The organism is Caulobacter sp. DWR1-3-2b1 (assembly GCF_049895765.1).
GTDB lineage: Bacteria > Pseudomonadota > Alphaproteobacteria > Caulobacterales > Caulobacteraceae > Caulobacter.
Map to the genome: position 1 here is coordinate 52,356 of NZ_JAFCSZ010000020.1, position 24,277 is coordinate 76,632.

At 65.3% G+C, this 24,277-nt stretch carries 26 protein-coding genes, 1 tRNA gene and 1 pseudogene; 6 read left to right on the forward strand and 22 right to left on the reverse strand.

Annotated elements, in window-relative coordinates; translation table 11 throughout:
- Positions 1-46: 46 nt before the first annotated feature.
- From ACP69S_RS16090 to ACP69S_RS16115, 6 genes are all read right to left on the reverse strand, one after another.
- Complete coding sequence (locus ACP69S_RS16090; RefSeq protein WP_425998904.1) at positions 47-478, reverse strand: HIT family protein; 432 nt, start codon at positions 476-478, stop codon at positions 47-49.
- A gap of 141 nt (positions 479-619) precedes the next feature.
- Positions 620-1,174 (reverse strand): glycoside hydrolase family 19 protein, encoded by a 555-nt coding sequence (locus ACP69S_RS16095; protein ID WP_425998906.1) that lies wholly within the window; start codon positions 1,172-1,174, stop codon positions 620-622.
- 54 nt (positions 1,175-1,228) lie between these two features.
- The gene (locus ACP69S_RS16100) at positions 1,229-2,386 is read right to left on the reverse strand and encodes a GNAT family N-acetyltransferase (protein WP_425998908.1); all 1,158 of its coding nucleotides are present in this window, start codon (positions 2,384-2,386) and stop codon (positions 1,229-1,231) included.
- Positions 2,383-3,156: a glycerophosphodiester phosphodiesterase gene (locus ACP69S_RS16105; protein WP_425998910.1), complete on the reverse strand. Its 774-nt coding sequence runs from the start codon at positions 3,154-3,156 to the stop codon at positions 2,383-2,385. The genes ACP69S_RS16100 and ACP69S_RS16105 overlap by 4 nt, the downstream gene beginning before the upstream one ends.
- Positions 3,156-3,617 (reverse strand): RidA family protein, encoded by a 462-nt coding sequence (locus tag ACP69S_RS16110; protein ID WP_425998912.1) that lies wholly within the window; start codon positions 3,615-3,617, stop codon positions 3,156-3,158. The genes ACP69S_RS16105 and ACP69S_RS16110 overlap by 1 nt, the downstream gene beginning before the upstream one ends.
- A 135-nt stretch (positions 3,618-3,752) precedes the next feature.
- On the reverse strand, positions 3,753-4,187 hold the full coding sequence (locus tag ACP69S_RS16115; protein ID WP_425998914.1) for a phasin family protein: 435 nt from the start codon (positions 4,185-4,187) through the stop codon (positions 3,753-3,755).
- 286 nt (positions 4,188-4,473) lie between these two features.
- Here ACP69S_RS16115 and ACP69S_RS16120 point away from each other — a divergent pair, with 286 nt between their 5' ends.
- The gene (locus tag ACP69S_RS16120) at positions 4,474-5,784 is read left to right on the forward strand and encodes a serine hydrolase (protein WP_425998916.1); all 1,311 of its coding nucleotides are present in this window, start codon (positions 4,474-4,476) and stop codon (positions 5,782-5,784) included.
- 1 nt (position 5,785) lies between these two features.
- Here the strand turns inward: ACP69S_RS16120 and ACP69S_RS16125 are convergent, their stop codons facing one another.
- The 3 genes from ACP69S_RS16125 to ACP69S_RS16135 form a co-directional block, all read right to left on the reverse strand.
- Positions 5,786-6,229, reverse strand: a complete 444-nt coding sequence (locus ACP69S_RS16125) for a hypothetical protein (RefSeq protein ID WP_425998918.1) — start codon at positions 6,227-6,229, stop codon at positions 5,786-5,788.
- Between the two features lie 62 nt (positions 6,230-6,291).
- Positions 6,292-6,717 (reverse strand): J domain-containing protein, encoded by a 426-nt coding sequence (locus tag ACP69S_RS16130; protein ID WP_425998920.1) that lies wholly within the window; start codon positions 6,715-6,717, stop codon positions 6,292-6,294.
- 147 nt (positions 6,718-6,864) lie between these two features.
- Positions 6,865-7,701 carry a division plane positioning ATPase MipZ gene (locus ACP69S_RS16135; RefSeq protein WP_425998922.1) on the reverse strand — a complete coding sequence of 279 codons (837 nt, stop codon included), beginning with the start codon at positions 7,699-7,701 and terminating at the stop codon, positions 6,865-6,867.
- Positions 7,702-7,903: 202 nt separating this feature from the next.
- Between ACP69S_RS16135 and panC the strand changes: the two genes are divergently transcribed.
- The gene (gene panC, locus ACP69S_RS16140) at positions 7,904-8,767 is read left to right on the forward strand and encodes a pantoate--beta-alanine ligase (protein ID WP_425998924.1); all 864 of its coding nucleotides are present in this window, start codon (positions 7,904-7,906) and stop codon (positions 8,765-8,767) included.
- A gap of 173 nt (positions 8,768-8,940) precedes the next feature.
- Here panC and ACP69S_RS16145 read toward each other — a convergent pair whose 3' ends face one another.
- From ACP69S_RS16145 to ACP69S_RS16160, 4 genes are all read right to left on the reverse strand, one after another.
- Positions 8,941-9,339 (reverse strand): DUF1489 family protein, encoded by a 399-nt coding sequence (locus tag ACP69S_RS16145; protein WP_425998926.1) that lies wholly within the window; start codon positions 9,337-9,339, stop codon positions 8,941-8,943.
- Positions 9,340-9,349: 10 nt separating this feature from the next.
- The gene (locus tag ACP69S_RS16150) at positions 9,350-11,311 is read right to left on the reverse strand and encodes an acetyl/propionyl/methylcrotonyl-CoA carboxylase subunit alpha (RefSeq protein ID WP_425998928.1); all 1,962 of its coding nucleotides are present in this window, start codon (positions 11,309-11,311) and stop codon (positions 9,350-9,352) included.
- A 60-nt stretch (positions 11,312-11,371) separates the two neighbouring features.
- Complete coding sequence (locus ACP69S_RS16155) at positions 11,372-12,211, reverse strand: enoyl-CoA hydratase-related protein (RefSeq protein ID WP_425998930.1); 840 nt, start codon at positions 12,209-12,211, stop codon at positions 11,372-11,374.
- Between the two features lie 76 nt (positions 12,212-12,287).
- Positions 12,288-13,880, reverse strand: a complete 1,593-nt coding sequence (locus ACP69S_RS16160; RefSeq protein ID WP_425998932.1) for a carboxyl transferase domain-containing protein — start codon at positions 13,878-13,880, stop codon at positions 12,288-12,290.
- Positions 13,881-14,056: 176 nt separating this feature from the next.
- Here ACP69S_RS16160 and ACP69S_RS16165 point away from each other — a divergent pair, with 176 nt between their 5' ends.
- Complete coding sequence (locus ACP69S_RS16165) at positions 14,057-15,829, forward strand: patatin-like phospholipase family protein (protein ID WP_425998934.1); 1,773 nt, start codon at positions 14,057-14,059, stop codon at positions 15,827-15,829.
- On the opposite strand, the gene ACP69S_RS16170 is transcribed toward ACP69S_RS16165, so the two are convergent.
- Positions 15,807-16,583 (reverse strand): methyltransferase domain-containing protein, encoded by a 777-nt coding sequence (locus tag ACP69S_RS16170; RefSeq protein ID WP_425998936.1) that lies wholly within the window; start codon positions 16,581-16,583, stop codon positions 15,807-15,809. The two genes, ACP69S_RS16165 and ACP69S_RS16170, sit on opposite strands and share 23 nt — an antisense overlap.
- A 139-nt stretch (positions 16,584-16,722) precedes the next feature.
- On the opposite strand from ACP69S_RS16170, the gene ACP69S_RS16175 reads away from it, so the two are divergent.
- Together ACP69S_RS16175 and ACP69S_RS16180 are read left to right on the forward strand one after the other, a co-directional pair.
- On the forward strand, positions 16,723-16,890 hold the full coding sequence (locus ACP69S_RS16175; protein ID WP_425998938.1) for a hypothetical protein: 168 nt from the start codon (positions 16,723-16,725) through the stop codon (positions 16,888-16,890).
- A 94-nt stretch (positions 16,891-16,984) separates the two neighbouring features.
- A pseudogene (locus tag ACP69S_RS16180) lies at positions 16,985-17,070 on the forward strand (hypothetical protein).
- Positions 17,071-17,165: 95 nt separating this feature from the next.
- Here ACP69S_RS16180 and ACP69S_RS16185 read toward each other — a convergent pair.
- The 5 genes from ACP69S_RS16185 to ACP69S_RS16205 all read right to left on the reverse strand — a co-directional run bounded on the left by ACP69S_RS16185 (position 17,166) and on the right by ACP69S_RS16205 (position 21,922).
- Entirely contained in the window at positions 17,166-18,335 is a 1,170-nt protein-coding gene (locus ACP69S_RS16185) for an isovaleryl-CoA dehydrogenase (protein WP_425998956.1), read from the reverse strand.
- A gap of 76 nt (positions 18,336-18,411) precedes the next feature.
- Entirely contained in the window at positions 18,412-19,677 is a 1,266-nt protein-coding gene (gene spmX, locus ACP69S_RS16190; RefSeq protein WP_425998940.1) for a lysozyme-family localization factor SpmX, read from the reverse strand.
- 103 nt (positions 19,678-19,780) lie between these two features.
- Entirely contained in the window at positions 19,781-21,235 is a 1,455-nt protein-coding gene (gene mgtE, locus ACP69S_RS16195) for a magnesium transporter (RefSeq protein WP_425998942.1), read from the reverse strand.
- A 265-nt stretch (positions 21,236-21,500) separates the two neighbouring features.
- Positions 21,501-21,587 (reverse strand) — tRNA-Leu (locus tag ACP69S_RS16200).
- A gap of 83 nt (positions 21,588-21,670) precedes the next feature.
- The gene (locus ACP69S_RS16205) at positions 21,671-21,922 is read right to left on the reverse strand and encodes a FliM/FliN family flagellar motor switch protein (protein ID WP_007670373.1); all 252 of its coding nucleotides are present in this window, start codon (positions 21,920-21,922) and stop codon (positions 21,671-21,673) included.
- A 71-nt stretch (positions 21,923-21,993) separates the two neighbouring features.
- Between ACP69S_RS16205 and lipB the strand changes: the two genes are divergently transcribed.
- Positions 21,994-22,719, forward strand: a complete 726-nt coding sequence (gene lipB / locus ACP69S_RS16210) for a lipoyl(octanoyl) transferase LipB (RefSeq protein ID WP_425998944.1) — start codon at positions 21,994-21,996, stop codon at positions 22,717-22,719.
- Here lipB and ACP69S_RS16215 read toward each other — a convergent pair.
- From ACP69S_RS16215 to ACP69S_RS16225, 3 genes are all read right to left on the reverse strand, one after another.
- Complete coding sequence (locus ACP69S_RS16215; RefSeq protein WP_425998946.1) at positions 22,716-23,120, reverse strand: DUF805 domain-containing protein; 405 nt, start codon at positions 23,118-23,120, stop codon at positions 22,716-22,718. The genes lipB and ACP69S_RS16215 overlap by 4 nt on opposite strands.
- A gap of 41 nt (positions 23,121-23,161) precedes the next feature.
- Positions 23,162-23,674, reverse strand: a complete 513-nt coding sequence (locus ACP69S_RS16220; protein ID WP_425998948.1) for a DUF805 domain-containing protein — start codon at positions 23,672-23,674, stop codon at positions 23,162-23,164.
- Positions 23,675-23,723: 49 nt separating this feature from the next.
- Positions 23,724-24,277: biotin/lipoyl-containing protein (locus tag ACP69S_RS16225; protein WP_425998950.1), on the reverse strand; the 554-nt coding region annotated here is incomplete at its 5' end.

Genomic DNA, 24,277 nt, shown 5'->3' on the forward strand with positions numbered 1-24,277 from the left:
CCCCTCCGCACGCTACCTTAACGCGAACGCTCTCGCCGTAAATCCCCTAAAGCGCCGCCGCGATTGTCTCGGCCAGCGCCTTCAGCTCCTCGACATCGGCCATGCCCTCGCCGTGCCGACCCATCGCCTCGCCCTCGTAGCGGGGGATGACGTGGAAGTGCAGGTGGAAGACCGTCTGGCCGGCCGGGGCGCCGTTGAACTGGGTGACAATCACGCCGTCGGGCTTGAGGGCGGCGGTCACGGCGGCGGCGGCTTTCTGGGTGGCGCCGATCAGGCGGCCCAGGGTCTTGGCCTCGGCTTCCATCAGGTTGCGAGCCTTGGACGTCTTCGAGATCACCAGCATGTGGCCACGCGCCTGGGGGAAGACGTCCATGAAGGCCAGGACCTGATCGTCCTCGAACACCTTCACCGCCGGCATTTCGCCCCGGACGATCTTGGCGAAGATGTTGTCGGGGTCGTAGGTTCCGTGAAGGCTCATGGCCGTCTCCTGTTCAGGGCGACGTCGTATCAAACCACGGGGGAGGCGCAAGCCATGGGTATCAGGACCGGCGATCCGGGCGAGCATCTGACCGAACGCCAGAAGAAGTGGTTGCTCCGGCAAGCCTGGGAGCATTCCTGATCAAACCGTGTGGCTGATGGCGGCGTAGAACATCTTCGCCTCGTCGGCGATGATATTGGCCTTGTCAGTTCCGTTGATGATCCGGCGCGCGTTCACCCAATCGCCCTTCGTCGCATTGAAGTAGCGCCCGAAGCCTACACCGGTGAACGAGCCTTGCTCCATGCCCAGGAACATCACGGGCACGGCGTTCGACAGCTTCAGGGCCAGATCGGGATCGGCCACCATGTCGGCGCCCAGCTTGGCGGACATCTTCTGGTAGTTGTCCTTCCAGGTCAGTTGAACCAGGCCTCGCCCGTAATAGACATGGCCATGAGGACCGGTCGGGATGCCATAGGCCTTGCCCTTGCCCCGGCCATATTCGCGGATCGGACCAAAGGTCTTGTCGGTCTCATGGTAGGCGGTGCCCAGGGCATAGGCCAGCCAGCGATCATCCTTGGCCGCCAGACGGGCGTCCCAATAGTCGAGGATCTCGGTCAGGCCATTGAACTGCGACGGCTTGAGCTTGCCGCCAAACAGCTGCGCCCTGACGAATGAAAAGAAGAATTCCCGGTTCATGATCACGCCCCCGCGTTTCAGATCGGGAAGGTAAACACACGTCAGGATGGTAATCTAGACTTTCCGAAACGGAGAGTATTCCTCGGACAGCATTTCCATCTCGGCCCCGACCGCCTCGCGCTCGCGCTCGAGATACCGCGCCACCGGCTCGCGCAGCATCGGGTCGGCGATCCAGTGGGCCGAATAGACGGCGCTGGGCAGATAGCCACGGGCGATCTTGTGCTGGCCCTGGGCGCCGGCCTCGACACGCGGCAAGCCCAGGCGGATCGCGTGCTCGATGGCCTGATAGTAGCAAAGCTCGAAATGCAGGAACGGCACGTCCTCGGCGCAGCCCCAGTGGCGGCCATACAAGCAGTCGCGGCCCAGCAGGTTCAGCGCCCCGGCGATCCACGGCCCGCCCGGCCGGCGCGCCATCACCAGCAGCACCTTGTCGGCCATTCGCTCGCCCAGCAGCGAATAGAATTTCCGGTTCAAATAGGGCCGACCCCACTTGCGGCTGCCGGTGTCCATGTAGAAACCGAAGAAGGCGTCCCAGTGCTCTTCGGTCAGCTCATCACCCGTCAGGGCGACGATCTCCAGACCGTCCTGAGCGTCGCGCCGCTCGCGGCGAATGGTCTTGCGGCGGTTGGACGACAGGGCCGCCAGGAAGTCGTCAAAGGTCGCGTAGCCGTCGTTTTCCCAATGATATTGCTGGTCCTGCCGAAGCAATAGGCCCCGCTGTCCCATCCAGGCCCACTCGTCGGCGTTCGGGAAAGTCACGTGCAGCGACGAGGCGCCCATGCGCTCGCACAGGGTCAGGGCGCCGCCCAGCAGGGCCGAGCGGCCATCGTCGGCGTCGATGCCGGGCCGGACGATCAGGCGGGAGCCTGTCACCGGCGAGAATGGCGAGGAGCACTGGAGCTTGGGATAATACTGCCCGCCGGCCCGCTCATAGGCGTCGGCCCACGAGTGGTCGAAGACGTATTCGCCCTGGCTGTGGGACTTCAGATAGAGCGGCATGACGCCGGCCACCCCACCGTCCTCGTCTTCGACCGACAGGTGCTGCGGCGCCCAGCCGGTTCGGGCGGCGACGCAGCCGCTTTCCTCCAGGATCGACAGGAAGTCGTAGCTGACAAAGGGATCGCCCGTCGGCGCGGCGCAGGCGTCCCACGCCTCACGGCCGACTTCGGCGATCTCGCGATGGACGCGAACCGCCGCCTTGACCGCAGTCACGCCTCGTAGCCCTCGAAGATCAGGTTGTCGCAATGGTCGCTGACAGCTTCCCATTGCTCGGGCGAGCGGACGGTCCAGGCCACCACCGGCATGCCCTTGGCGCGATAGAGGTCGGCGCGGGCGCTGGGCAGCATGTCCAGGCCGAGGGCCAGGAAATCTGGCCGCGCGATCTCGACCTGTTCCAGGGCTGCCAGCGACTTGCGGACCTCCGGCGCCAGCTTGCGGGCGCTGTTGTCGTTCCAGCTGTAGGAGTCGAGCCCGCGCAGAATCTGTGGATGATGATCGGCGAACCAGGCGTGGGAATAGGGATTGAAGCCGATCACCGCCGTTGGGCCATTGTGGTCGATCAAGACCTCGGAGACCCGTTTCTCCAGCTCTCCCACCTCGCCGAACGGGGTCTTCAGCTCGATATAGACCATGGCCCGATGACCGATCAGGGTCAGGGTGTCGGCCAGGGTAGGGATGGTTTCGTCGGTTCCGGCAAGAGCCATGGCGCGCAGTTCGGCGGCCGTGTGGTCACGGAGCCTGCCTTCGACGCCGGTCAGACGCTGCAGGCGGTCGTCATGGAAGACCACGGCCTCTCCATCAGCCGTCAGTTGGACGTCGAGTTCGATCGCATAGCCTCGCGCGCAGGCGGCCTGGAAGGCGGCCAGCGAATTTTCAGGCGCGCCGCCGGGCGTCCACAAACCGCGATGGGCGATGGCGGGCTCGAACAAGCGCTCCCAGGCCTCGCCAAACACCTCGGTCGAAGGACGCTCGTGGACGCGCATCAGGCGATCTCCACCACCGCGTCGACCTCGACCGCGAAGCCGAGCGGCAGACGATAGACGCCCACGGCCGAGCGGGCGTGACGACCGATGTCGCCCAGCACCTCGACCATCAGGTCGGAGCAGCCGTTGATCACCTTGGGGATGTCGATGAAGTCGGGGCCGGCCTGAACGAAGCCGCCCAGCTTGACCACGCGGACCACGCGATCCAGATCGCCGTCGCAGGCGGCTTTCATCTGGGCCAGCAGGTTCACCCCGCAAAGGCGGGCCGCCTTCTGGGCGGTCTCCAGGTCGACATCGACGCCGACCGTACCCTTGACGCCGCCCGACGCGTCGATCGAGATCTGGCCGGAAATGTGAACCAGGTTTCCCGACCGGACGAACGGCACATAGTTGGCGACAGGGGCCACAGGCTGCGGCAGCACCACGCCAAGTTCGTTCAGACGGTCATCGATTTTCGACATCACGCACTCCATTCACGAGCCGCAATGCTTAACGTCGCAGGGCACGGGCACAAGGAAAAAGGCCCGAACCGCTGCCGGTTCGGGCCTTCGATCTGGTCTGTCGGAACCGCGCCAGGCGCGGACCTCTAGGCTACCTTAGCGGGCGGCCTGGAACTTTTCGACAGCGGCGCTGGCGCGCTCGTTCAGGGGCTTCATCGAGTCCTTGATCGAAGCCGAGACGATCTCGGAAGCCTTGCTCATCTGAGCGATGTAGGCTTCCATTGCCGACTTGGCCCAAGTCGTCTGCAGTTCCATAGCTTCCTGCATGCTCTTGGCGGCGGCCAGCGACTTCATGGCGGCGACTTGGTCTTCGGCGGCCTTTTTCGAATAGGCGAAGGTCTCGGCGCCCAGGGCTTCAGCGCCCTTGGTGGCGGCCGTCACCGAAGCGACGACGGCTTCCAGGTTCTTCTTGGAATGGGTGTTGGCTTCCGACAGGGCGACCAGCGACTTCTCGACGCCGTCCTTGAAAGCCTGGTTCGAAGCGGTGCTGAACTGTTCGGCGGTCTTCTTCATCGTTTCGGCGGCAGCCATGGGGAGTCTCCTGGCAATTGGCGGGGCATGGCGAAGCTGTGCGAGCAGCCCCATGCGCTTGGGACAACGGCGCTTTGCCATGTTGCAGTGCAGCAGTCAAGAAAATTGTGCAGCGCACCATTACCTAGCGTCATGCCGTACCCTGACCGCAACGCGCCTGCTCTTCCCCATCCGCGACAACATCACTCACCGGTTGTTTACTTTGGCTAAAGGCGGATCGGTTCATGTTACGGTCACGTGTGTGGCGGTACAAAATCGCTCAGTTCAATATGACGGACGCTCATTCATGTTCGCCAAGCTTAGGTCCGTCCGTACACTGCTCGCCACCATCGGCCTGGTGCTTTCGTGTGTGATCGGCGCGCTGGTTCCCACGACCAGCGCCTCAGCCCAGGTCCCGTACCTCCAGCTGAACGCCACCGAGCCGAAATATGCGGCCATCGTGATCGACGCCAATTCGGGCGAAGTCCTTTACGACAGGCGCGCAGACAGCCCCCGCTATCCCGCTTCGGTGACCAAGGTCATGACGCTCTACCTCACTTTCGAGGCGCTGAGCGAAGGCCGCATGAAGGCCACCGACCGGGTCGTCATCACCCCTCGCGCCGCCGCCCAGGCGCCGACCAAGCTGGGCCTTCCGGCCGGCGACAGCATCAGCGTGGACGAAGCCATTCGCGCCATGGCGGTGAAGTCAGCCAACGACGTGGCCGTGGCCATGGCCGAGAAGCTGGCCGGCAGCGAAGCCCGATTCGCCGCCCTGATGACCCTGCGCGGTCAGGAACTGGGCATGCGCAACACGCGGTTCGTCAACGCTTCGGGGCTGCCCGATAGCCGTCAGATCAGCACGGCTCGCGATCTGGCTATCCTCTCGCGCGCCACGATGCGAGACTTCCCGCAGTACTACAGCTACTTCGCCATGAAATCGTTCTCGTTCCGGGGCAACACGATCCGGGGCCACAATCGCCTGCTCGACAGCATGAACGGCTTCGATGGCCTGAAGACCGGCTACACCAACGCCTCGGGCTATAACCTCGCCGGCTCGGCCGTGCGCGACGGTCGCCGCCTGATCGCCGTGGTCCTGGGCGGTTCCTCGACCGCCTGGCGTGACAACAACATGGAAGACCTGCTGCTGACCGGCTTCGAGGTCCTCAAGCGCCGCGCCCATGGCGACCGCACCACCATCGCCGCCAATCTCTATGAGAACGAGCCGAACGGCCCGATCATGCGGCCCTCGACCGAACAGGGCGACGGCGAGCAGTCGGGCCTGAAGATCGTGCTCACCGACTCGCCGCGCGCCAAGCCGGTTAAGGTCTCCCCCACCCTCAAGGCCGCCAAGACCGCGACCAAGCCCGTCAAGAAGCCCAAGGGCGAATGGGCGGTGCAGGTCGGCGCCTTCAAGTCCAAGGGGCTCGCCAACAAGCAATTGACCCTGGTTCGCGGCCGCTACGCCAAGTTCGTGGCGGACGCCGAAGGCGCCGTCGAGGGTGTGTCCGGCGGCGCGTTCCGCGCCCAGTTCCAGGGCCTGACGGCCGAAGCCGCACGTAGCGCCTGCAAGGCGATCACCGCCAAGCGTCAGCCCTGCATGGTCCTGTCGCCGGGCTAGTTCACCTACACTGGCGAGCAATCGTCAAAAGAGGTTCAGCGCGTCCGACATACCAAGGCTCGCCCATGATGTTGGGTGCATCGATTTCCAGATCGCCAGGCTTGGACAAAACCTCGATCATCGCCTTGTCGACCAGTCGGCGTCCCAGGAGGCGTCCATCGACAAGCAGGGTGCGCAAACGCAGCGCGTAGGCTTGCTTCTGGAGAACGAGGCTGTCCCTCGCGGAAAGCCGCGCCTCGCCGTCACCGTGGTATTCCAGCACTAGCTCGCCACGGGCCGTATCGCATGTCGCCCGAAACAAAATCGCGCGGCTATCCCAAGAGAGAAAAATAGCGACCGGTCGTTCGGCTCCGTCCTGACGAAGCAGCCATTGATCGTCGCGCCCGGCCCAGGCGGGCGAGGCCAAACCGAAAATGGCGACAAGAGCGGCGAGACGGAAAAGCATTGCTCCACTTAGAGCAATATCGTCGTCATGTTTGCAACGGCGCGGCTCAAACCGCCAGATGCCTACCCCTTCAACAGCCGATCGCGCGCCGCGTTGAGCTGCGCAGCGAGGCCAGCGGTGCCGCCCTTGTCGGGATGAGCCAGACGGATCAGGCGGGCGTGCGCCGCCTTGATCTCTTCAGCCGTGGCGTTGGCGCCAACGCCGAGGAGAGAGCGAGCCTCGGACACGGAGGGTCCAGAAACCGCCGGCCCCGAAGCCGCGCGCGTGGCAGGCCGTCGGCGCGCTTCGGCAGCGCTCCACAGGCCAAAAACGCCCAGAACGAGCCCTGTGCCCCAGCCGCCGCGAATGGTGGTGTAGGCCGCGCCCGCGAAGGCGGCCAAGGCGACAACTCCGGCGCCAACGCGCCAGCCGTCCCCTTTAAGAAACGGTTTTCGACTGCCCCAGAACACCAGGGCCAGCACCACGCCGCCAAGCAACAGATAGATCATCGCAATTCCGGAAGAGCCTGTCCGCTTCAATGAACCCATTTGAAGCGGATAGACAGGCTCTACTCAAAATTAGAGCGTGGCAGGCGCCGAAACCGGCGTCCGCTTTCGGCTGCCACGCTCCAGGCTCAGGCTGCCCCCGAGGGGCCCCTACTGAGCGGCGAGCAGAGTTTCCCCGGAATAGGCCGAAAGACCAAGCGAATGCATCAGGGCCCGCAGTTCCTGGCGCGCGGCCAGATGCTGCAGCGACACCGGCACAGGGCGAACCTGGGGCGACAGGTCAGCGATGGTCAGGCCGAACGGGAACAGCTCGCGATAGATCACGCGGTCGCGCAGACCCGGCCCCATGCGGAAGCCGACGCGCTTGGCCAGGGCCGTCAGACGGTCTTCCAGCCGCTTGCGGTTACGGGCCTCGGTGGTGGCCAGACGGTTGCGCAGCACCACCCAGTCCAGCGCCTGACGCTGGCCGCTCATGGCGCGCGCCTTGCGAGCCTCCCAGACCGACTGGGAATAGAGACTGGGCGTGGTCAGTTCCATGGTCACCGGATCGACGTGACCCAGCATGTCGAAATCGACGAAGCTGTCGTTCATCGGCGTGACGATCAGGTCGGCGCGGCCATGGGCCAGGCGCGAAATGGCGGTGTCGCCGCCGGGCGTGTCGATCAGGACGAAGTCGGCTTCCTCCAGGCCACGCGCAAAGGCCACTTCGAAGCGCTCGATCTGCTCGGCTTCCGGGGCAGCAGCCAGGGCGATGTCGTCGCCGCTCAGGCGCAGTTGCAACGGCTCGGGCAAGGCCAGCTTCTTGTTTTCCAGCCAGACGCGGCGGTTCTCGAAGAACCGCATCGAGGTGCACTGGCGCAGGTCCAGGTCGATCACCGCCACCTTGGCGCCGCCGTACAGCAGGGCCGTCACGAGGTGCACGGCGATGGTGGACTTGCCCGCCCCGCCCTTTTCGTTCCCGACCACGATCACGCGCGTTTCGGCCATGTGCTCGCTCCTTCATCCACCGCGACTCGCACGGTCGAAGAAAGGTTAACATGCACGCAATGACTCAGCCGAGGGGTCATCGCATTGTTCCACAGGCCCTTTTGTCGCAGGGGCGCCGGGGCCACCACGCCATTGTGCAGCGCAGTAGACGCCGCCTCGCCCCTCGGCCATAAGCCACGCCTGTTCGCACAGGAGGCCGTCGATGCCCCAAGCTTCCCCGACCATCGTCCGCACCGTCGCCGACCTGCGCGCCCAGGTCGGCGCCTGGAAGGCCGCCGGAGACCAGGTCGCCCTGATCCCGACCATGGGCGCTCTGCACGAGGGCCACCTGACCCTGGTCGAGCTAGGCCAGACCAAAGCCCGGCGCACCGTCGCCAGCGTCTTCGTCAATCCCAAACAGTTCGCCCCGCACGAGGACTTCGACGCCTATCCGCGTGGCGAGGCTGTCGACGCTGAGAAACTGGCCTCGGTCGGCTGCGACCTGATGTTCGCGCCCTCGGCCGACGAGATGTATGCGCCCGGCTTCTCGACCGCGATCAATGTTTCCGGCGTTTCAGATCCGCTGGAGGGCGCGGCCCGTCCGCAATTCTTCGGCGGCGTCGCCACCGTGGTCGCCAAGCTGCTGATCCAGTGCCAGGCCGACTATGCGGTGTTCGGCGAGAAGGACTATCAGCAACTTCAGGTCATCAAGCGGTTGGTCCAGGACCTCGATCTGCCTGTCGAGATCGTGTCGGCGCCGACGGCGCGGTCCGAAGACGGCCTGGCCCTCTCGTCGCGCAACGCCTACCTCTCGGCGCAGGAACGCCAGATCGCCGCCGCCCTGCCCAAGACCCTGCGAGCCGCCGCCCAGGCTGTGGCTGAAGGCGGTCGGATCGACGAGGCGGAAGCCGCCGGCAAGACCGCGCTGGCCGCGGCCGGTTTCGGCCAGATCGACTATCTCGATATCCGCGAGGCCTCTGACCTGTCGAAGCTGGGGCCTGGCCCCATCGGAGACGCGCGCGGCCGGATTCTGGTCGCCGCATGGCTGGGCAAGACCCGCCTTATCGACAACATGGCCGTTGGCTGAACCGGGCTTCAGCCTATCGGTTGCAGCGCGATCAACAGCCCCACGACCAGACTCGCGACCAGCACACCCACGCCAACCACCGCGTACAACGCCCTCATCGACTTGCCCTCTATGTCTCTACGGACAATAAGAACGCGTTGAGGTTGTTTTTCCGCTAACAGTCGCGTCGTTTTCTACCAGGCGCCCAGTTCCCGAAGCTGCCGGGCGAGGTCCAGCGGCATATCGGCGGCCTCGCTCTCGGTCAGATCGGCCGGCGCGTCTTCGGGCGGCAGATAGCGCCAGCCCTGAAAGGCCCGCCGAGGCTGAGGAACCACCCGGATGATGGGCCGATCGACCGTGACCTCGCAACGCTTGGTGACGCCTTCGCCCACCGTGTCGACAGCCAGGATCTTCTGGCGACACAGGACCTGCCCCTTGAACACGCGATAGAGCGAGCCGCCGTCAAGCACCTCGTCCACGCGCTTGGGCGTCATGCGTGTGTGCATGATCCACGGCTCGCTGGTGTTGTGCCAGGCGACCAGGTCTTCGATGGTGTCGCAGCCGACAACCAGCTTGATGATGTGCAGAGCCATGGATCGGTGATCAGGCCGCGGGTTCCAGCCTGGCCAGCACCACGCCCTCGCTGACCTGGCCGCCGGCGACCGCCGAAAGCTCGGCCACCACGCCGTCGAACGGCGCCGCCAGGGCGTGCTCCATCTTCATGGCTTCGAGGGTCAGCAGGGTCTGGCCCTTGACGACGCTCTGGCCGGCTTCCACCGCCACCGAGACGATCTTGCCCGGCATCGGCGACAGGATCGCGCCGTCCGAGACCGCTGAATGGGCGCCGCCACCCTGATAGCCGAACTCAAACTCCTGAACGTCGCCGCCCTCGAACACCCGCAGCGGACCCTCGCCATGCGCGCCGGGCAGAACGTCGACATCGTCGAGCGCCCGGCCGTCCTCAACCGTGATGTCCCACGACCAGTCATCGCCGCCGCCGCCCGCCAGGGCGACGCGCAGAGGGACCTTGCGGCCATCGACGCTCATCGGCAGATCCATGGCAGCACGCGGGGCATTCATGCGGAAGCCCAGCAGGCGTGAAGGGGCGCTGGCGAATGGATCGGCCTTGACCTCGTCGGCCTCCATGAAGCTTTCCAGCCTCTGGCCGATGGCGGCCAGGGTCGGGGCGTCGGTGAAGGTCCGCTCGACCAGTTGGTCCAGGCGCGCCTCGATGAAGCCCGTATCGATCCGGCCCTCGACAAAGTCGGGATGGCTGGCGCAGCGGGCCAGGAAGGCGGCGTTGGTCTTGACCGGCCAGACCTCGACCAAGGCGCAGGCCTCGGCCAGGCGCAGGGCGGCGTCCTCGCGGTCGACGCCATGGGCGATCAGCTTGGCGATCATCGGGTCGTAGAAGGGCGTGACCTCGCCGCCCTCCTCCACCGCGCTGTCGACGCGCACGTCGCCCTCGGGCAGGCGGAAGTGCTTCAGCTTGCCAGTGCTGGGCAGAAAGCCGGTGACCGGGTTCTCGGCATAGAGGCGTGCTTCCATGGCCCAGCCATCCAGCACGATCTCGTCCTGGGTCAGCGGCAGGGGTTCGCCCGAGGCGACGCGCAGCTGCCACTCGACGAGGTCCTGGCCGGTGACCATCTCGGTGACCGGATGCTCGACCTGAAGCCGCGTGTTCATTTCCATGAACCAGATGCGGTCGGCGCGCAGGCCTTCGCTGGCGTCGGCGATAAACTCGACCGTGCCTGCGCCCACATAGTTCACGGCTTGGGCGGCCTTCACCGCGGCGGCGCAGACGGCCTGGCGGGTGGCCTCGTCCATGCCGGGGGCCGGAGCCTCCTCGATGACCTTCTGATGGCGGCGCTGCAGCGAGCAGTCGCGCTCGAACAGGTGGACGACATTGCCGTGGCTGTCGCCGAACACCTGCACCTCGATGTGGCGCGGCCGGTTGACGTATTTCTCCAGCAGGACGCGCTGGTCGCCGAAGCTGGCCGCCGCCTCGCGCTGGCACGAGGCCAGGGCTTCGGCGAAATCGGCTGCCGCCAGCACCTTGCGCATGCCCTTGCCGCCGCCGCCGGCCACGGCCTTGATCAGCACCGGATAGCCGATGAGAGCCGCCTCGGCAGTCAGGCGCTCGACCGATTGATCGTCGCCCAGATAGCCGGGCGTGGTCGGCACGCCTGCGGCGATCATGACCCTCTTGGCGGCATCTTTCAGGCCCATGGCCCGGATGGCGGAAGGCGGCGGACCGATCCAGATCAGACCCGCATCCAGCACCGCCTGCGCAAAGTCAGCATTCTCGGACAGGAAGCCATAGCCCGGGTGGATCGCCTCGGCGCCCATCTGCCTGGCCGCCGCCAGGATCTTTTCCGGAACCAGATAGCTCTCCCGCGCCGGCGCGGCGCCGATCAGGACGGCGGAATCGGCCTCCATCACGAACGGCGCGTCGGCGTCGGCTTCCGAATAGACGGCGATCGTCTCCACACCCAGTTCCTTGGCGGTGCGGATGATCCGACGGGCGATTTCACCCCGGTTGGCGATGAGGACGGAAGAGATCACGGGAAGGACAGGTCCTGCATCTGGGAAGGAAAGAAGAGCAGCGGGTCTGATAGGTCGGGACTATTCCGTCCAGGATGGCTTGCGGCGCGCCAGGAACGCCCGCACGCCCTCTTGCCCCTCTTCGGACACGCGTCGACGCGCGATGCGCTTGGCCGTCTCCTCGATCAGGCCCTTGTCGAGCTTCTGACCGGCAAAGTCGTTGACCAGGGCCTTGGCGTCGCCAATGGCGCCGGGCGCGCAGACCACCATCTCTTCGATCAGAGCGTCGCGGGCGACTTCCAGGCCGGCGACATCGTCGAAGACCTCGTCGACCAAGCCGTAGCTCCAGGCCGCGTCGGCGTCGAACACCCGGCCGGTGGCGAACAGCAGCTTGGCCGTGCGCGGACCGAGGGCAGCGATGACGTAGGGGCTGATGGTCGCCGGGGTCAGGCCCAGCTTGACCTCCGAGAAGCTGAACTTGGCGTCGGCCGTGGCCATGGCGTGGTCGCACGCCGCCACCAGACCCGCGCCGCCGCCGAAGGCCGGACCTTCGACCAAGGCAACGGTCAGGGCCGGCACCTCGTGCAGGGCCTTGAGCATGTGGGCCAGTTCGAGCGCGTCCTGACGGTTGTCATCCTCGTCCCAATCGACCGCATCGGCCATCCAGGTCAGGTCGGCGCCGGCGCTGAACGCCCCGCCCATGCCGCGCAGGAACACCACCCGCACGCCCTCGGCGCCGTGCAGGGTCTCGAAGGCCTCCCGCAAGGCGGCGATGGTCGCGGCGTCGAAGGCGTTTTTCTTTTCGGGCCTGTTGATCCAGACCGTCACCGCGCCTTCGGGCGTGCTCTCCAGATGAACCAGCGGACTGGTGGCGTCGGTGTCGGTAACCTCGACAAGCGGATCGGCGATCGGATTGGTCATCGGTCTGGCCTTTTAGGGGTCTGGCTAGGCAATACAGCTTGGGTCTTACAACGTCCGAGACGGTAGTCTCGCACAGCTACATCCGGAAGACGCCGAAGGTCGTCTCAGGGATCGGCGCATTCAGGCTGGCCGATATGGCCAGGCCCAGGACGTCGCGGGTCTGGGCCGGATCGATGATCCCGTCGTCCCAGAGCCGCGCCGTGGCGTGGTAGGGATTGCCCTCGTCTTCGTATTTCTGGCGGATCGGGGCCTTGAAGGCTTCGGCCTGTTCTTCGGTCCAGGTCGCGGCGTCGCGGTGCACAGTTGCCAGCACGCTGGCGGCCTGCTCGCCGCCCATCACCGAGATGCGGCTGTTGGGCCAGGTGAACAGGAAACGCGGGCTGTAGGCCCGGCCGCACATGCCGTAATTGCCGGCCCCGAAGCTGCCGCCGATCAGCACGGTGAACTTAGGCACCTCGGCCGAGGCGACCGCCGTGACCAGCTTGGCGCCGTCCTTGGCGATGCCGCCGGCCTCGTACTTGCCGCCCACCATGAAACCCGAAATGTTCTGTAGGAAGACAAGTGGAATCTTGCGCTTGCAGGCCAGTTCGATGAAGTGAGCGCCTTTCACGGCGCTCTCGCTGAACAGCACGCCATTATTGGCCAGGATCGCCACCGGCTGACCCCAGATGCGGGCGAAGCCGCAAACCAGCGTCGTGCCGTATAGCGCCTTGAACTCGTCGAACTCGCTGCCATCGACGATGCGGGCGATGATCTCGCGCACGTCATAGGGCGCGCGGACATCGGTTGGGACGACGCCGTACAGTTCCTCTGCGTCGAACAGCGGAGCCTTGGTTTCGGTGATCACCAGCTCGGCGGGCTTGATGGTGTTCAGATTGGCGACGATGGAACGGACGATCTCCAGCGCGTGTTCATCGTCATTAGCCACGTGGTCCACAACGCCGGAACGGCGGCCATGGGTGTCGGCCCCGCCTAATTCCTCAGCGCTGATCACCTCGCCCGTGGCGGCCTTCACCAGCGGCGGGCCGGCCAGGAAGATAGTGCCCTGGTCGCGGACGATGATGGTTTCGTCGCTCATGGCGGGCACATAGGCGCCGCCGGCGGTGCACGAGCCCATGACGCAGGCGATCTGGGCGATGCCCGCCGCGCTCATCCTGGCCTGGTTGAAGAAGATGCGGCCAAAGTGATCGCGGTCAGGGAAGACTTCGGCTTGATGAGGCAGGTTCGCGCCACCGCTGTCGACCAGATAGACGCACGGCAGGCGGTTCTGCTGGGCAATTTCCTGGGCGCGGAGGTGCTTCTTCACCGTCATCGGGAAATAGGCGCCGCCCTTCACAGTGGCGTCGTTGGCGACGATCATCACCTCGCGGCCCGACACCCGGCCGATGCCGGTGATCACGCCGGCGCCGGGCGCCTCGCCATTGTAAAGGTCGCAGGCAGCCAGCTGACCGATCTCCAGGAACGGCGAGCCCGGGTCCAGCAACCGCTCGACGCGCTGGCGCGGCAGCAGCTTGCCGCGCGAAACGTGCCGCTGGCGCGTGGCTTCCGGACCGCCCAGCGCGGCGGTGGCCACCCGCTCGCGCAGTTCCTCGACAAGACCGCGGTTGTGGGCGGCGTTGCGGGCGAAGGCCTCGCCCGACGGATCGATAACGGAGTTCAGCTTCGGCATGTGCGAGGCATAACCTTTTACAGGCAAATCATAAAGTCGGTAATTTTCGCCTCAGCGAAACGAAAACTCGCGAAAATGGTCCAAATACACGGCACTTTTGGCGCGACAATTCGACGTCTGAACCGCGATGGTCAAGCCTTGCCATTCAAGTTAGCGTCCTGGCGGTGGATAGGCCTTTGGACACCTTGGACGACTCGGCATTGGCGCGCCTGTTCGCCCGTGAGCGGCGCGACGGGACGGCGACGTGGTTCTCGCTGCCCGGCGGCGCAACGCTGTATGCGCCCGGCGAGGAAGCCGATCAACTCTACTTCCTGCGCACCGGTCGCCTGGGCGCATTCCGGCGCGAGGAAGGTCAGGAGCCGCAGTTTCTGGGCGTGATTCGTCCCGGCGAGCCGGCCGGCGAGATGGCCCTGATCGGCGGCACCCCACATTCGGCAAATCTGGTGGCCCTGCGCGACAGCGAGGTGCTGGCCCTTCCCCGCGCCGACTTCTTCGAGGCCGCAGAGAGCGACCCCAAGGTGATGCTGGAACTGTCCCGGCTGATGATCCGCCGCGCCCGTCAGGCCCAGACCCATGCGGCCATTGGCGATCCGTCGGTGTTTGGCTTCATCGCCGTCGAGCCGGGTCAGGCAATCCGGCCGGTCATCGAACGCCTGGCGCGATGCATGGAAGTCCTGGGCTATTCCGTCACGGTCGAGGGCGGCGAGTCGCTGCTGGCCCCGACAGAATGGTTCAGCAATGTGGAGCGCGAGCACGACTTCGTCCTCTATGTCGCCGAGGCCGACGAGACCCAGTGGAAGCATGTGGTCGGTCGCCAGGTGGACCGCCTGTTCCGGATCGGACGCGGCGAACGCACGCCGCCGGAGTCGACCCCCTCCTATGCCTCCGGTCCCCTTCAGGCCCAGCGCCTGGTCGATCTGATCCTCCTGCAGTCGGGCAGCCTGAAACAGCCGCAAGGCTCCGAAGCCTGGATGGAGGCCACCCAGGCCGCGCGCCTGTTCCATCTGCGCGAAAGCGGCATGGCCGACATGCAGCGCCTGGCGCGGGTGCTGACCGGCCAGTCGGTCGGTCTGGTGCTGTCGGGCGGCGGCGCGCGAGCCTACGCCCATATCGGCGCCATAGAGGCCATGCGCGAGCGCGGCATCCCCATCGATTTCGTCGGCGGCGCCTCGATGGGCGCAGTGATCGCGGCGGGCCTGGCCATGGGCTGGGACGACGGCGAGATGGAGACCCGCATCCGCAAGGCCTTCGTCGAGTCCAGCCCCGTCGACGACATCGCCTTCCCGATGATCGCCATGACCCGGGGCGACAAGGTGCGAGCCAGACTTGAGGAACATTTCGGCGACGTCCAGATCAACGATCTGTGGCTGCCGTTTTTCTGCGTATCCTCGAACCTGACCTCGGGCTCCTATCACCTGCACCGGCGGGGTCCGCTGCATAAGGCCTTGCGCGCCTCGATCTCCCTGCCCGGCGTATTGCCACCGGTGTGCGAGGATGGCGCGGTGCTCGTCGACGGGGCGGTGATGAAAAACTTTCCGGCCGACGTCATGCGCGCCTTCCAGCTGGGCCCCATCGTTGGCGTGGACGTCACGCGCGGCCGCAGCATCACCGACGAGGACGTCGTCACGCCGCCGTCGCTCTGGAAATGGATCTGGTCGGGCGAGTGGCGCAAGGGACCGCCCATCGTGGCCCTGCTGATGCGCGCCGCCACCGTCTCGACCGGCCGCGACCTAGCCGCCAGCCGCGAAGCGACGGACGTGCTGATCACGCCCAAGCTCGACAAGATCGACATCCGCGACTGGCGAGCCTTCGCGCCTGCCGTGGCGGCCGGTAAGATCGCCGCCGCCCTGGCTCTCGACGGCCTGGACCGACCCGTCGCCGATCTGCGCCGCCGCCCCAGCTTGGCCGAACGCGCCCGCGCGGCGCTCAGCCTCTCCGGGCGAGAATGAACATCCGGGTGAACGGAAACAGCGTCACGCCGTCCTCGCGGCGCGGATAGTCGCGCGCCAGCCGCGCCCGCCAGGCGTCAAGGAACGCCGCCTTCTCCTCTGCATCGGCTAGGGCGTCGAGGTACGGCAGCAAGGTCGTCCCCATCGTCCAGTCGACGATGGGGTCCCGTCCATGAAGGGCGTGCAGATAGGTGGTTGTCCAGATGTCGATCTCCGGACACAGCGGCGCCAGCCAGTCGTAATAGTCGCGGGCGTCATGCGAGGGCCGCACGCCTTCGACGCTCGCCAGCCGCGCTGCCCACGGTCCGGTCGCGACGATCTCGCCCAAGGTTTTTCGCCAGGCCACGTCAGTCACCAGCGGCATCTGGCAGGCCAGAACGCCACGCGGCGTCAGCGCGCTCGCCAGACGCGGAAACAGGACGGGATGGCCGTCAACCCATTGCAAGGCGGCATTGGTGAACAGCAGGTAGACAGGCCGCTCGGGCGCGAAGCTGGCGATGTCGCCCAACACCCAGTCGACTGACGCCGTAAGCCGCCTCGCCCGCTCCAGCATCTCTGGGCTGGAATCCAGGCCGTGGACCCTCGCGCCGGGATGCCGCGCCGCCAGCAGCGCGGCCTGCTCGCCCGGGCCGTAGCCCAGGTCCCAGATCTCGGACGGGTCGAGGTCCCGCGGCAGCGCCGTCAAGAGGTCGAGCGCAGGTCGCTCCCGATAGGCCCGGTACAGGGCATAGATGTCGGGGTTCCAGGCAGGCAAGGACTGAACCTTCACTTGGGGTGCGACAATCGGCGCAAGCTCTAGCGTGCCAGAACCGTCTTAACCTCTTTGTTAAGGCGCGATTCACCCTATGGTTAAGTTAGGCCTCCGACAGAGAGGCTCTTGGGAAGGAAGCTCAATGCCTCGACCCGTCAGGTTCACGATGGTCGTCGACCGCCGCAAGGATGCGGTGGGTGTGATAACGCCACCCTCCTACCGCCTTTACCTGCCCAGACCGATGATGATCGGTGCGACGTTGCTGTTCTGGGCGGCCGTGGTGGTCGGTCTCAAGCTGCTGGTGTCCTGAATTCAAGGAGCTTTCGCCGCGACAACGCGTCGCGCGAAAAGCTCTTCACACGTCGCGAAATTCGCGCTCATACTCTCTTTGTGTTGTTCAACATCTGAAAGGAGGTGACCAGTGTCTCATTGTCTCCAACCGAGGTCGCGCATCGTGACCTGGAGCCTGAAGATCGAGGTATCCGCCTAGAGGCGTTAGATCGCTCAAAGGTTTCAGTCACGCCGCGCACCGCGGTCACGACGATGGAGGGCCGTTCCGGGCAACCGGAACGGCCCTTTTCATGTTCAGCCGCCGACTAGTTCGCGGCCGATGAGAAAGCGGCGGATCTCGTTGGTGCCTGCCCCGATGTCATAGAGCTTGGCGTCCCGCAGGAAGCGCTCGACCGGCCACTCCTTGGTGTAACCGGCGCCGCCGAGGGCCTGGATGGCTTCAAGACAGGTCTTCACCGCGTTCTCCGAGGCCAGCAGGATCGCGCCCGCCGCGTCGAAGCGCGTGGTCTTGCCCGCGTCGCAGGCCCGCGCCACGGCGTAGACATAGGCCCGCGCCGAGTTCAGGGCGACGTACATGTCGGCCACCTTGCCCTGCATCAGCTGGAACGAGCCGACGGCCTGGCCAAACTGCTTGCGCTCGCGCACGTAAGGCAGGACCACATCGAGACAGGCCTGCATCAGGCCCAGAGGCCCGGCCGACAGCACGGCGCGCTCATAATCCAGCCCGCTCATCAGCACGCCGACGCCGCCGCCGACCGGACCCATGACGTTCTCTTCCGGAACTTCGCAGTCCTCGAAAACCAACTCTGCGGTGTCGGAGCCGCGCATGCCCATCTTGTCGAGCTTCTTGCTGACGCTGAAGCCCTTCATGCCCTTCTCGATCAGGAAGGCGGTGATGCCGCGCTCGCCCCCAGGTCCATTTGGGGTCTTGGCATAGACCACCAACGTGTCGGCATGCGGCGCATTGGTGATCCAGAACTTCGTTCCGTTCAGCACATAGCGGTCGCCCTTCAGCTCGGCCCGCAGCTTCATCGAGACGACGTCGGAGCCCGAACCGGCCTCGCTCATGGCCAAGGAGCCGACATGCTCGCCGCTGATCAGCTTGGGCAGGTAGCGGGCCTTCTGCTCGGGCGTGCCCCAGCGACGGATCTGGTTCACACAGAGATTGGAGTGAGCGCCATAGGACAGGCCCACCGACGCCGAGGCCCTGGAGATCTCCTCCATGGCGATGACGTGTTCGAGATAGCCGAGGCCAAGGCCACCGAACTCTTCCTCGACGGTGATGCCGTGCAAGCCCAGGTCGCCCATCGGGACCCACAGCTCGCGCGGGAATTCGTTGGCTTCGTCGATCCGGGCCGCGATGGGCGCGATCTTGTCGGCCGCGAAGCGGGCCGTGGTGTCCCGGATCGCGTCGGCCGTTTCGCCCAGCGCGAAGTCCATCGAGGGTGCGGAATTTGTCATCATGGCCATCTGATAACACAAACGCCCGCGGATCAACGAGACCCGCGGACGTTCATGCTCTCCAGCCTTTCAGCCGGGATTAGTCTTCGTCGCTCTCGTCCGGCCCCGCCAGCTTGCGAAGCAGCAGATAGGCCGAGACCACGAAACAGATCGCACCGATCATGCTGGCGCCGTAGCCGAACATCTTGATCTGCGAGAAGCCGGGACCCGAGGCCACGGTGAGGATCCACAGAACCCCGCCGCCGAACATCGCCAGACCCAGCACGCCCAGGCTGACCAGCAGGCTGAGATTGCCAAAGCGCGGGGCTTCAGGCTCGGCGAACGGCACGTCCAGAGCGCTGAGGGCCACGTCCTCGCTGGTCGAGAAGCCGTCGAGGTTGAACACCGAGGGCGAGGTCCGCGTGGCGGTCTCGAACAGGGTGGGCTCGGGGGCAGGAACCGATGTCGGCGTGAAGTCGACGATCTCGGCCACCGGCTGCGGCGCGGCCGCGGGCTCCGGCGTCAGACGGAAGGGCGCGCTGACGGTCTCTTCGAAATCTTTGTAGAGAACCGCGGCGGGCGGCGCAGCGGCCGGAACCGGGGGCTCAGGCAGCACCAGATCGTCACGAACAGCTACAGGAGCAACCGGCGCAGCGACCGGGGCGGGCTTGTCGGCCAGGATCGCTTCGAGACGCGCGCCAACAGCGGCGGCGGCCTGTTCGCTGGCGGTCGGGCCTTCCTCGTCGGGAACGACGACAGCCAGAGGCTCGGCGTCTTCGCGCTGGACCACGGCGCGGTCGCCTTCGAAGCGGGTCATGACCGCTGCGGGCGTCTGCCTGGGCACCGAGCAACTGGCGTCGTAGTCGACCTTGGGCCGCAGGACCGGGCTCGGCGCGGCGATCCAGACACCATCGGTCGGCGTCAGGAACAGCGCCTTTTCGGCGGAGCGGCGGCGGACCAGGGCGTCGATGACGATGCGCTCGCCCTCGAAGTCGGCCTTGCGCCACATCTCCATCGCGCAGGCGGCCTGCAGCAGCGAGCCTTCATTGATCCGGCGCAGGACGCCCGATCGCATGAAGTTGTCGACACCGATGTTGAAGGCGAAGCAGACCAGCGAATCGAACTGGTTCTGGTTCAGCGGCGCGTAGGTCTGTTCGTTGACCGCGTGGGCCACCGAGATTAGATCGTAGAGGAGGAGGGCCTCGGCGTCCTTTTCCGAAACGGTCGCCCCACCGCGAGCGGTGAGGGTATGGCCGTAGCCGATGGTCCAGCGCCCATCGGGCAGCTGAGCGGCTTTCATCCGGTAGCCTTCGAATCTCTTGATGAGATCGACGGCTGCGCGGGAGACCTGATGACGCGGTTTCATCGCCAAGATTGACCCAGTTTGAGACAGACGCAGATGCGTTCGTAGCTCTCCCGGCAAGATAGGGGCCGGTTTGGGTGTTCCCGTGACGGGAGAACCGATTTTCCTAATTCAGAAGCACGGACGCGATCAGCAGGACCGCGAAAAAGCCCGTGAAATCGGTGAGGAAGGTCACAAAGATCGACGACGAGACAGCCGGATCACGTCCCATCTTCTCCAATGCCAGCGGCGCCAAGATGCCGCCGACCGCTGCGGTGAAGATGTTGGTCACCAGGGCGAGCCCAACGATGATGGCCAGCTTGTCGTGCTGATCCTCGGGGCCGAAGATCATGTAGGTGGCAGCGCCCATCACCAGGGCAAGACACAGGCCATTGACCAGACCCACCGACACCTCACGCAGCACGATCCGGCGAGCATTGGCCGTGGTCAGCTCCTTGCTCGCCAGGGCGCGCACCGCGACGGCCAGGCTCTGGGTGCCGGCGTTGCCGCCCAAGGACGAGACGATGGGCATCAGGATCGCCAAGGCCACCAGCTGGGCGATCTCTTCCTGGAACACCGCGACGCCGCTGACCGCGATGGTCGCGGTGACCAGGTTCAGCATCAGCCAAGGCAGCCGCGCGCGGACGATGTCGATCACCGTCGCGTCGCGACCGGCGTCCGACACGCCGGCCAGGGCGAGAATATCCGCCTCGGCCTCGTCGCGAATGACCTCGACGATATCATCGACGGTGATCTGCCCCACCAGCCGACCGCCCGGGTCGATGACCGGCGCGCTGATCAGATGGTACTTGTCGAAAATGTAGGCGACCTCCTCCTGGTCCATGTCGACCGTGATTTCGGTTGCCGCTTCCATCAGATCGGAAAGCCGCGTGTCTCGCTGACTGCGGAGCAGCAAGCTGATCGGGATGGCGCCGACCGGCTTGTAGGTGGGGTCCACGACATAGACTTCGAAGAACAACTCCGGCAGCGCATCGCCCGCCTCGCGCACGTGGTCGATGGTGTGGCCGGCAGTCCAGAACTCGGGCGCCGCCAGGAACTCGCGCTGCATCAGGCGGCCGGCGGTCTCGTCCTCGTAGGACAGGGTGGTCTCGATCGCGACGCGATCGAGCTCGCCCATGGCGGCCAGCACTTGGAAGCGCTTGGTGTCGTCCAGGTCGTCGATCACGTCGGCGGCGTCGTCGGTGTCAAGCTCTTCGAGGGCCCGCGCCAGGGCGACCGAAGGCGTGGCCTCCAGCACTTCCTCGCGGATATTGTCTTCCAGCTCGGCGATGATCTCGCCCAGCGCTTCGGGGTCCAGAAGCGGAATAACCTCCTGGCGATAGGCCGAAGAAAGAAAGCCCATCAGGTCGGCGACGTCGGCGGGCTCCAGAGCCCCGACCAGTTCGCGCAGGCGCTCGGTGTTGCCGCTGTCGGCGGCGTCGACCACCATTTCCACATATTCGGGATTGAGCGCGTAGTCGTCGCCAAGCGCGAGGTCTTCGAGATCCTCGGGGATGGCGGCCCTGGGGAAAGGCATGTCGCCCAGCGCGTCGTCGGTCAGTTCGGCGATGTCCCGGGTCATGGGGGCCTCCTGAACTCTAGAGCATTTTCCGATAAGTGTGACGGTTATCGGATCGAAAAATGCTCTAAACTTTTGATTTAGAGCCCTTTTCGTCCGACCATGATGAAGCCATCAGGTCGGAAAGCGCTCTAAGGGCGTTGCATCGCTGGCGATGTCCGATGGGAAAAAGCTCGCTTCCCCAAGAAAAGCCAAGCCCAGAAACGATTAGAGCGCGCCCAGCGAGTCGGAAACCGATTTCGCCAAGCACGCTCTAGTAGGTCTCACCTGGTGCGGTCGAGAAGACTCGAACTTCCACGCCCTTTCGGGCACAGCGACCTCAACGCTGCGCGTCTACCAATTCCGCCACGACCGCACGTGGTGAGGGGCGGCAGGTAGCAAACTGAATCTGGTTTGGAAAGGGCAGAGTTGCTGGAAAGCGAACTATCTGGAGAGGCGTTAGACGCCGCCGGCCATGTAGTCATAGACGTCGGCGGCGCGCGTTACCTGGATAGCGATGCGGTCGTCGCTGATCTGGATCTCGCCCCGGGCGATCGGGTGATTGTTGGCCAGGATCCAGACCTCGTCATTGGTCTTGGCGTCCAGCGGAATCACCGCGCCGCGGCCCATGCGCAGCAGCTGCTGCATGGGTAGAATCGAGCGTCCCAAAAGAACGGAGATCTCGACATTGACGGCGTTGACCTGGCTCACGAACTAAGGCCCCTAAAATCGACTCTCGACCATTCTTGGTCGCGCCATCGAGATTGCAAGAATAGGGCCGTATGCTTGATCGCCCGTTAAGCCTTGAAAATAAAGGAAACCCGCTGTTTGGGCGCAGCGACGGCTCGCCTGTGGGATGGGCGGTTTCGACCGAGTATGTCCCCTACCCGGCAGCCGTTGCCGCCATGGAGGCCCGCGCCGCCGCCATCGCCGAGGGAACGGCAGGCGAGCTTGTCTGGCTGCTCGAACATCCGCCGCTCTATACCGGCGGCGTCTCGGCCAAGGCCGCGGACCTGATCGAGCCCGACCGCTTCCCGGTCTTCGCCAGCGGGCGCGGCGGCCAATATACCTATCACGGCCCCGGCCAGCGGGTGGCTTATGTGATGCTGGACCTGACGAAGCGCGAGCGCGATGTGCGGGCTTTCGTGCAGGGTCTGGAAGCCTGGATCATCGACGCCCTGGCGGCATTCAATGTCGTCGGCGAGATGCGCGAGGGCCGGGTCGGCGTCTGGGTCGAGCGCAAGGGCGCGGGCTGGTCGCGCGAGGACAAGATCGCCGCCATCGGCGTCAAGCTGCGCAAATGGGTCAGCTTTCACGGCGTCAGCCTGAATGTGGAGCCGGACCTGTCCCACTTCTCCGGCATCGTGCCCTGCGGTCAGACCGAGCATGGCGTCACCAGCCTGGTGGACCTGGGCTTGCCCGTAACGATGGACGAGGCCGACGCGGCCTTGAAGACCAGCTTTCAGCGGGTGTTCGGGACGGTCGAGGACGCAGCGACGCCGGCCTAGATCGAGATCGACCTCAATGGGTTGGGACCATAGCGGTTTGCCCCCTGCTCGCTGCCCATCACGCCCAGCTCGACGATCGCCCACAGGATGACGATCGAGAACACGAAGTCGAGGAAGTGCTCGGGCTGCGGCCACACGGCCACGACGGCGACCAGGATCAGGGCCGCGAACCACCCCGACCGGCCCCGGTCGTGCAGCCGCTTTGACAATAGGCAGGCGCCCGAAAATAGCAGAGCCGGATAGACCAGCCAGCCGGTCAACCAGTGCAGGGTGTAACCGGCGATAGCCTCATAGATCACGGTGAAGCCAATCAGCACGGCGGCGGCGATCAGAAACGGCGTGCGCGACAGCCGCCCATTGGACGACAGAAACAGCTCCGCCCATTCAGTCTGACCGTTCATGCGTAAGGGCTCCGAGTCGGCGTCCACGCCGCGCGGGCAATCTAGGCGTTTGCAGCGGGTGTCGGAAGGGCTGGATCGTCGGGCACCAAGCGCCCGCTAGCCTCAGGGTACTTTGGCGAGGGGCCATATCGATTTCGCCCCGGCGTTCCGTCCATGAAGCCATAGTCGATCAGGAGGTAGAGCGCCAAGGCGATCGCCGCAAAACCCGCAAACGCGAGCAGATCCTCACGCTCCATCGCGCCGGCGACACCAATTCCAACGCCGAGGACAAGGAACAGCGATAGGGCCACGACCGAATAGGCCAACGACCGATTGCGGTCGTGGCCGCGCTTCACCATGAGCGCCACAGCGGGCCAGAGGAAAAGGAGATCAATAGCGGCTCGAGCGAACTCGTTGTTTTCCTTAGATAAGCCTCCGATCACGAAGACCAGGAAAAGTGCAAGGACGCCCTTGACGACCCCCAGGCCAATACTGATCAGCCAATACTCCGAGCGACGCATCCGCCCGTCGAAACTGAACAGACCATCAACAATCGGATTGGTTCTCTTCGCCATACCTCAGCTTATGACTCAGTCGGGCCGTGACGCAATCGAAGATTGTTTTTTAGGCAAACTCCACCAGCACTTCGTCCGCCGCGACGGGATCTCCGCCCTTGGCGTTGACGGCCTTGACGACGCCGTCGCGCTCGGCGCGGATGATGTTCTGCATCTTCATGGCTTCGAGGACGCAGACGACCTCGCCCTCGCGGACGGTCTGGCCGGCGACGACGTCCATCGAGACCACCAGGCCCGGCATCGGCGAGAGCACCAGCCTGGAGGTGTCTGCGGCCTTTTTTTCGGGCAGCTTGTCGTGCAGTTCGGCCGAGCGCGGTGTGAGCACCAGCACCCGGGCCTTGGCGGCGCGGTGGCGGATGGTGAAGCCCTCGGCGGCCGGCGCGACCTGGACCGTGAAGGCCTTGCCGTCGATCTCGCCCCGGAAGGTCGGCTGGCCGGGACGCCAGTAGATGGCGTTCAGGGTCAGGGTCCGGCCTTCGTCCAACAACTCCACCGATAGCGCGGTGTCGCCCGACAGCTTGACCCGGCGCTTGGCGTGACCGACAGCGACGACCCATTCATCGCGCACCGGACCATCGAGGCCGGACACAGTCGAGCGAGCCC